An 8,009-nucleotide genomic window follows, 5' to 3' on the forward strand; every position below is an offset into this window, starting at 1 on the left:
CCCCCTGAGGTTGCTTGGGGCGCAGAGGTCGCAGGAAACGGCCGCTCAGTCCAGAGGCGCGGATTTCTCAGCCGAAATCATGGCCGTAGGCGTAATCGCTCAGCGGCTTGGGCGACAGGCGATATGTCGCGATGCGCAGATGGTCCATCAGCCCCTTGGCGTCGCCGCGGAAACGCTCGATCTCGCTCTGCGGCAGCGGCGCGCCGATCTGAACAGACACCTCGCCGCCGACATGGCGGTCGAATTCCTGGATCAGCAACGCGACGCGCAGGGTCGGGGCGATGTGGCTGGCGAGTTGGAACAGCCGGCTGTTCTGGCCGTCGAAGAACACCGGGACCACCTGCGCGCCCGAGCGCTGGATCATCTTGGCGGTGAAAGTCCGCCATGCGGGGTCCATCGCCCGACCGAAAAGCCGCGCGCTGGTCGAGACGGTGCCGCCGGGGAACACGCCGACGCAGCCGCCCTGCGCCAACCAGCCCAGAGCGTCGCGGCGGGTGCGGAGGTTCTCCTCGAGCCCCGCCCGGTCCTCGTCGAAGCTGATCGGCAGGATCACGTCGCGCAGATCGGGAGCGCGGTGGAACACGCGATGCGCCATGATCTTGAAGCGGCCCCGCGCCATCGACAGGATGCGCCCCATCGCCAGACCGTCGAGAATGCCGAAAGGGTGGTTGGCCACCACCACCACGGGCCCCTCGCGCGGGATGCGCGCCAGCGCCTCGGGCGTCACGCTCAGCCGCAGACGGTAGCGCTCGGCCATCACCTCCCAGAAATCGCGCCCCTGCTCGACTTCGCGGTCGTAGCCCTCGGCCATGCGGATCAGCCGGGGCCGCCCGGTGACGTTCTCGATGCCGCGGATTACGAGTTTCCCCGCCCGCGTGCGGGCGCTGTGGGCGTAGCTGATTTCGCGCGCCGCCGCCGCAGTCTCGCGGGAGCGGTCGGAGGCGGCCTGAGCCGGGTCGCGGGGTCGGTCGGGCATGATCCTCTCAGCGGCCCAGATTTCAGAGACCGTCACATAATCGCAGGCCGTCGCGGCGCCAAGCAGGCTCTGGGTCGCAAGCCCCGCGCCCCTCGCGCTGTGCGAAGCCAACCGCCGGGAGCGCCCGCGCCTCAGCGCAGCGTCGCGCAGAAGCGCCGGATGCGGGCGCAGGCCTCGGCGAGCGTCGCATCCGACGCCGCATAGGACAGCCGGAAACGCCCCTCCGCCCCGAAGGCCGAGCCCGGGGTCGCGGCCACGCCTTCGGCGTCGAGCAGCTCCGCGCAGAACGCCGCGTCGTCGGCCATCGCCCGCCCCGACGGCGCGACCCGAGCAAGCGCGCCGGCGCAAGAGGGCAGAACATAGAACGCCCCGTCGGGCGTCGGGCAGGACAGCCCCGCCGCGCCGTTCAGCCCCGCGACGATCAGATCGCGCCGGCGCGCGAAGGCCGCGCGCGCGTCCGAAAGGTAGTCCTGCGGACCGTCCAGCGCCGCCAGCGCCGCCCACTGGCTGATCGAGCAGGGGTTGGTGGTGCTCTGCCCCTGCAGCTTGCGCATCGCGTCCACCAGCGCGACCGGCCCGCCGCAATAGCCTATCCGCCAGCCGGTCATCGCATAGGCCTTGGAGACGCCGTTCACCGTCAGCACGCGGTCGCGCAGTTCGGGCGCGACGGCGGCGAGCGTCGCGAAGCGGGCGGGCGGATGGGCGATGTGCTCGTAGATGTCGTCGCACAGCGTCCAGACATGGGGATGGCGGCGCAGCACCTCGGCCAGCCCGGCGAGATCGGCCTCCGACAGGACAGTCCCCGTGGGATTGCCCGGGGAGTTGAGGATCAGCCATTTCGTCCGGGGCGAGAGCGCGGCCTCGAGCGCGTCCGGGGTCAGCCGGAAGCCGTCCGCGGCCTGCGTCGGCGCGATCACCGGGGCGGCGCCCGAGAGGCGGACGATGTCGGGATAGCTGACCCAGTAGGGCGCCGGGATCACCGCCTCGTCGCCCGGGCCGAGCGTGGCGAGCAGCGCGTTGAAGATCACCTGCTTGCCGCCAGTCGAGACCATAATCTCGCGCGGGTCGTAGTCGACCCCGTTCTCGCGCTGGAATTTCCGCGAGATGGCGGCTTTCAGCTCGGGGATGCCGTCCGGCGCGGTGTAGCGGGTGGCGCCGCGGTCGATCGCCTGTTTGGCGGCTTCGCGGATGTGCTCGGGCGTGTCGAAGTCGGGCTCGCCGGCGGAGAGCGAGATCACGTCGCGCCCCTGCGCCGCCAGCTCGCGCGCCTTCTGGGTGATCGCCACGGTCGCCGAAGGCGCGAGGCGGGAGACGGCGTCGGACAGGAACGGCATGGCGCGGACCTTCGGCGGGAGGGACGCGCGTCGGTAGCGCCGCGCCGCGCGCGCCGCAAGCGGTCCGCCGCTCAGGCGACGCGGCGCCGCCCCAAGGCCCGCCCGTCGATCACCGCGAGCCCGAGCGCGAGCAGCGCGTAGCCGAGCGCCGCCTCCGGCCCCACCCGCTCGCCCAGAAACGCCGCGCCAAGCGCGATGGCGACCGGCGGGATCAACAGCGTGACCAGCATCAGATTGGCCGCGCCCGCCATCGCCAGAACGCGGAAATAGAGCAGATAGGCCCCCGCCGTGCCCACCGCCGCGAACCAGCCGATCGCAGCCCAGCTCTGCGCCGAGAGCGCGAGGCTCGGCGCCCCCTCCAGCGCGAGGACCGGCCCGACCATGATTGCGGCGGAGCAGGTGAGCATCCCCGCCGCCGCGACTTCCGGCGCGACGCCGCCGAGCCGCAGCTTCGCCCAGACCGAGGCGAAGGCGTAGGACAGCGCGCCGAGCGCCACCGCGCCCTGCGCGAGGCTGCGCAGGTCGACCCCGCCCAGCGCCTCGGCCCCGATCATCGCGACGACCCCGGAAAAGCCCAGCGCGACGCCGAGGGCGCGGCGCGCCGTCAGCCGCTCCGAAGGCAGGAGCGCCGCGGCGACAAGCGCCGCGAAGATCGCGGTGGAGGCGTTGAGGATCGAGACCAGCCCGGTCTCGATCTGCGTCTGCCCCCAGGCCATCAGCGAGAACGGCGCGACGTTGTTCAGGAGCCCCATGACGGCGAAGGCGCCCCAGAGCTTCGGCGCGCGCGGGATCGTCGCGCCGCGCGCCAGCGCGACCGCCCAGAGCAGCAGCGCGGCCCAGAAGACCCGGTGCAGCACCGCCGTCAGCGGGCCGATCTCGCGCAGCGCGACGGCGATCGAGAAGAACGAGCCGCCCCAGATCAGAGCCAGCAAGCCGAGTTCGGCGGCGGCGCGCGGCGACAGCGCGGCGGGTGCGGACATTTTCGGAGCCTCGGCGACAGGAGCGGTCGGAGGCATCTGGCGCAGGAAGGCCCCGCCGCGCCACCCGGATCCTGCGCCCCTTGAGCCGGCGTCTCCAGCGGCCCCGTCGCGGCGCGCCGCTCAGGCGCGCGCCGGCTGCGCCGCGGCGAGGCCGCCCGCGAGCGCGCCGACGAAGGCGTCGACTTCCGCCTCGGTCGTCGACCATGAGCAGACGAGGCGGCAGGACAGCATCTCCTCGCCCGGTCCGTCGAGCGACTGGTCGAACGGCCAGAGGTAGTATTCCGCCCCCGCCGCACGCAGCGCGCGGTGGCCCGCGCGCGAGAAGCGCGCGAAGATCATGTTGGCGTCGACCGGATGGAGGATCTCCACCGCGCCGAGGCCGCGCAGCCCCGCCGCGAGCCGGTCGGCCATCGCGTTGGCATGCGCGCCGAGCCACAGCCATAGGCCGTCGGTCAGATACGCCTCCATCTGCGCCGCCATGAAGCGCATCTTGGAGTGCAGATGCCCGCCCCGCTTGCGGCGCAGCTCGAACTCCCAGGATTTCGACTCGTCGAACAAGATCACCGCCTCCGCCGCCATCGCGCCGTTCTTGGTCGCGCCGAGGCACAGCATGTCGACGCCGGCCCGCCAGCTCAGATCGGCGGGAGCGCAGCCGAGCCGGGCCACGGCGTTGGCGAAGCGCGTGCCGTCCATATGCACCGGCAGCCCCTCGGCGCGCGCCCGCGCGGCGAGCGCCGCGACGTCCTCCGGCGCATAGACCGCGCCGGCCTCCGTCGCCTGGGTGAGCGACAGCGCGCCCTTCTGCGCGTTGTGCACGCCCGCCCGCGCCGCGAAGCGCAGCGCGCGGTCGAGTTCGGAGAGGTCGATCTTCGCATGCGGGCCGCCGACGAGCGTGAGCTTGGCGCCGCCGGTGAAGAATTCCGGCGCGCCGCATTCGTCCTCCTCGACATGGGCGTTGCGATGGCAGAACACGCTCGCCCAGGGCGGGCACAGGCAGCCCAGCGCCAGCGCGTTCGCCGCGGTGCCGGTGGCGACCAGATGCACCTTGGCCGGCCGTTCGAACACTTCCGCGACGCGCGCCTCCAGCCGATGCGTCGCGGGATCGGCGCCGTAGGGGCGCGCCGTCCCCGCATTCGCCGCGCGAACGGCCTCCATCAGCTCGGGCGCGCAGGGAGAGACGTTGTCGCTGGAGAATTGCATGCCGCCGGGCGCCTTTCCTTCGGAGATGGCCGCGTCGCTCAGAGATATCCGGGCAGGACGTGGTCCTCGAAATCCTCTTCGTCGACTTCGTATTCCGGCACGGTCCATCCGCGCACGGATTTTCCCGCGGCATGGACGCTGTCGGGGTCGCCGCTGCGCAGCGGATGCCAGTCGGGCAGGTCGCGCCCTTCGAGCACGAGGCGATAGGCGCAGCTGCGCGGCATCCACTCTGCGACGGCGCGGAGGCTGTCGGGGGTCAGGCGCACGCAGGTCGGCACCAGCGTGGCGCGGTGGTCGTACTGGCCGCAGCGGCAGGTCTCCGGGTCGAACAAGCGGCAGGCGATCCGCGTATAGGCGAGGCGGCCGTCGTCGGGGTCTTCGAGCTTGATCAGGCAGCACTTGCCGCAGCCGTCGCACAGCGCCTCCCATTCCGCCCGACTCAGCTGGTCGAGCGGCTTTCGCCGCCAGTATCCGGGCTCGAGAGAGGGGGGTCGCCGGGTCACGCGATCGGTCTCCGAGGGCGGTCTTCCGAGATCGCCGCCGCAGCGTGACGCTAGACCAGATCGCGCCGCGGCGAAACCGCCCGAGGGCGCTGCGTTCGGTTCAATCCGCTCCGCCGAATGTCTCGCCTTCGAGAAGCGCGGCGAGCGTTCGGTAGAGCCGCTGCGGATCGAAGGGCTTGGGCATCACAGCGTCGGCACCGGCGGCGAGGAACGCCTCGAGCGTGCGCGCCTGGGTCTCGGCGGTGAGCGCGAGGATCGGGGTCCGGACGCGGCCCTGCTCGCGCTCGATGCGGCGCAGCTCGGCGGTCGCCTCGACGCCGCCGAGGCGCGGCATGCGGCTGTCCATCAGCACGGCGTCGAAGCGCCCCGCCTCGAACATCTCGACCGCCTCGCGCCCGTCGCGCGCGATGGCGACGGTCGCGCTCACCGGGGCGAGCAGCAGCTGAAGCACCCGCTGATTCGCCATCGCATCCTCGGCGGCGAGCAGATGCGGCGCGCGCGCGGCGATGGTCGCGCGGGCGGCGGCGTTGGCCTCCTCGCGGCGCAGCGCGGCGAGGTCGGATTGCGCGTCGGCGGACGCCTGGAAGCGCGCCTCGAAGTGGAAGGACGAGCCCTCGCCCGGCGCGCTTTCGGCCCAGAGCCGTCCGCCCATTAGCGTGGCGAGCTGACGCGAGATCGCAAGCCCCAACCCGGTGCCGCCGAACTCCGCCGCGGTCGTGGCGCTGGCCTGCCGGTAGCTCTCGAAGATATGGGCGAGCGTCTCGCGGTCCATGCCCACGCCGGTGTCCGTGACGGTGATCTGGGCGAGCATCCCGCCTTCGGCGTCGGGCGCGCCGCAGCGCCAGGCGATGTCGATGCGGCCTTCGCGGGTGAACTTCACCGCATTGCCGACGAGGTTGTAGACGATCTGGCGCAGACGGCCCGCATCGCCGCGCAGGCTGATGTCCATCGCCTGTCCCTGCGTCGCGATCGTCACATTGTTGGCCGAGGCGCGGCGGGCGAACAGCTTCTCGGCGGCGGTGCAGAGTTCTCCGAGGCGGAAGTCGCTGACGTCGAGCGTCATCTTGCCGGCTTCGATCTTCGACAGGTCCAGCACATTGTTGACGAGCTGCATCAGCGACCCGCCCGCCTCGCGCAGCGCCAGCACCGTCTCGCGCTGCTCGGGCGGCAGCTGAGCCTCGGCGAGCGCTTCGGTCAGGCCGAGCATGCCGGAGAGCGGATTGCGGATCTCGTGGCTGAGATGGGCGATCTGCTCGGCGGCCTGCGGCGGGGCGGGCGCGTCCGTCATGTCGAGCAGGTAGCTGACGAAGGCGCAGGGCTCGCCGTCGGCGTCGCGCTCGATCCGCGTGCGGTCGAGGATGCGGCGCGTCTCGCCGTCGCGGGTCACGATGCGATAGTCGAGCACGATCTCGGTCTCGCCCCCGGTCGAGGCGATGCCGATGCGCTCGAACACGCCCGGATTGTCCTGCTCGTGGATGATGTCGGCGTATTCGACGTCGCCGGACCGCAGTTGCTCGGCGCTGTAGCCGACGATGCGCGACACGTTGTCGGTGACCTCGACGACGCGCCAGCCCGCCTCCCGCCGCCACATGATCGCGGCGAGCGGTCCTTCGGCGAGCAGCCGAAGCGAGGAAAGAGCTGTCTCCGTCACGTCTAGCGGTCCCGTCGAGAGGCTGCGCGCATCGCCTGACGATCCGTATGCGCCGCTTCACCCATAGCGCGCGATCATAAACACTCCTTCAATCGGAAGGCGAGCGCGGGAATGCGCTCAGCGCAATCCGACCGAGTCGCGTGTCCGGGGCGTATCGCGCCACAGCCACGGCCATGGGCAAGGCGCTGAGCGAGAACAGCGCCAGCACATCGATGGCGCGCAGGCCCAAGGCGACGAAGAGCGCGACCAGCGCCGCCGAGCCGACCATGCAGGCGGCGTCCACGACGTTGGAGCAGGCGATGAAACGGGCCCGGCGCGCCTCCGGGCTCGCCGCCTGAAGCACCGCGTTCAGCGGCGTGACGTAAAGCCCGGCGAAGGCCGCCAGCAGCGCGAAGTCGAGAAGGATGCGCCATCCGGCGGCGGTGGAGAAGAACGCCGCCCGATCGAACAGCGCGCCCGGCGGCGGGACGGGCGCCGCGGCGGTCGCCAGCCACAGCTCCGCGCCCAGCGCCGCGATGCCGAGCGCGCCGACCGGCGGGACCGCGACGCCGATCCGCCCACCGCTCAGCCGCTCGGAGGCCAGCGCGCCGAGCGCCACGCCGACGGAGAACCCGGTCAGCAACACGGTCAGCACGCCTTCGTCGGCGCCGAGCTGGTCGCGCGCATAGGCCGGCAGCAGCGACAGGAAGGTGGCGCCGAGAAACCAGAACCACGCGATGGCGAGGATCGCGCGGAAGGCGGGCTTCTCCGCGCGCGAGCGCGCGATCAGCCGCCAGATCGCGCGCGGAAACAACGGATCGACGGGTTCGGCCTCGCCCAGCGGCGGCGCCGGCAGGGCGTAGAGCGAGGCGACGAACCCCGCGACCGCCACCGCCATCACGAACACCGACACCACCGTCACGCCGAAATCGTTCAGGATCAGCTCGTTCCCCGCGATGGCGCCGAAGATGATGGCTAGGAACGTGAAGGCCTGCACAAGCCCGTTGCCGCCCACCAACTCCTCCCGCTTCAAATATTGCGGCAGCACCGAATATTTGATCGGCGCGAACATCGCCGATTGCGCCCCCATGAAGAACAGCACGACATAGAGGAAGACGATGTTCTGGAGGTGGAAACCCACCACCGCGAAACACATCACGACGATTTCGGAGAACTTCACCCAGCGCAGCATCTTCGCCTTGTCGACGCGGTCGGCGATCTGGCCGGCGGTCGGGGTGACGATGGCGAAAGGCAGGATGAACAGCCCCGAGGCGATGACGCCGAGCAGCTCGAGCGGCATGCCGGTCTGGTCGGCGAGGCGGTAGGTCAGAAGCGCGACGAACGCCTTCTGATAGGTCTGGTCGTTGAAGGCGCCGAGGAACTGCA

The 8,009-nt window shown here is 71.4% G+C and carries 7 protein-coding genes; all 7 read right to left on the bottom strand.

Going from position 1 to position 8,009, the window contains the following annotated elements; translation table 11 throughout:
- Positions 1–67: 67 nt before the first annotated feature.
- A complete protein-coding gene (locus V7Q31_RS08625; RefSeq protein ID WP_333833289.1) occupies positions 68–976 on the bottom strand; it encodes a lysophospholipid acyltransferase family protein in 909 nt (302 codons plus the stop codon).
- A 131-nt stretch (positions 977–1,107) separates the two neighbouring features.
- Positions 1,108–2,310, bottom strand: coding sequence for a pyridoxal phosphate-dependent aminotransferase (locus V7Q31_RS08630; protein WP_333833290.1), 1,203 nt, complete (start codon positions 2,308–2,310; stop codon positions 1,108–1,110).
- Between the two features lie 71 nt (positions 2,311–2,381).
- On the bottom strand, positions 2,382–3,290 hold the full coding sequence (locus V7Q31_RS08635; RefSeq protein WP_333833291.1) for a DMT family transporter: 909 nt from the start codon (positions 3,288–3,290) through the stop codon (positions 2,382–2,384).
- 120 nt (positions 3,291–3,410) lie between these two features.
- A complete protein-coding gene (locus V7Q31_RS08640) occupies positions 3,411–4,490 on the bottom strand; it encodes a threonine aldolase family protein (RefSeq protein ID WP_333833292.1) in 1,080 nt (359 codons plus the stop codon).
- Positions 4,491–4,528: 38 nt separating this feature from the next.
- The gene (locus V7Q31_RS08645; RefSeq protein WP_333833293.1) at positions 4,529–4,993 is read right to left on the bottom strand and encodes a YcgN family cysteine cluster protein; all 465 of its coding nucleotides are present in this window, start codon (positions 4,991–4,993) and stop codon (positions 4,529–4,531) included.
- A gap of 100 nt (positions 4,994–5,093) precedes the next feature.
- Positions 5,094–6,644 carry an ATP-binding protein gene (locus V7Q31_RS08650; protein WP_333833294.1) on the bottom strand — a complete coding sequence of 517 codons (1,551 nt, stop codon included), beginning with the start codon at positions 6,642–6,644 and terminating at the stop codon, positions 5,094–5,096.
- Positions 6,645–6,732: 88 nt separating this feature from the next.
- The coding region (locus tag V7Q31_RS08655) for an MFS transporter (protein ID WP_333833295.1) at positions 6,733–8,009 on the bottom strand (1,277 nt) is incomplete at its 5' end.

It is taken from the genome of Rubrimonas sp. (assembly GCF_036788415.1).
GTDB lineage: Bacteria > Pseudomonadota > Alphaproteobacteria > Rhodobacterales > Rhodobacteraceae > Rubrimonas.

Bases quoted from the DNA above. Each gene is read 5' to 3' on its own strand.
- V7Q31_RS08630 (WP_333833290.1), bottom strand. From the start codon at position 2,310: ATGCCGTTCCTGTCCGACGCCGTCTCCCGCCTCGCGCCTTCGGCGACC.
- V7Q31_RS08635 (WP_333833291.1), bottom strand. From the start codon at position 3,290: ATGTCCGCACCCGCCGCGCTGTCGCCGCGCGCCGCCGCCGAACTCGGC.
- V7Q31_RS08625 (WP_333833289.1), bottom strand. From the start codon at position 976: ATGCCCGACCGACCCCGCGACCCGGCTCAGGCCGCCTCCGACCGCTCC.
- V7Q31_RS08640 (WP_333833292.1), bottom strand. From the start codon at position 4,490: ATGCAATTCTCCAGCGACAACGTCTCTCCCTGCGCGCCCGAGCTGATG.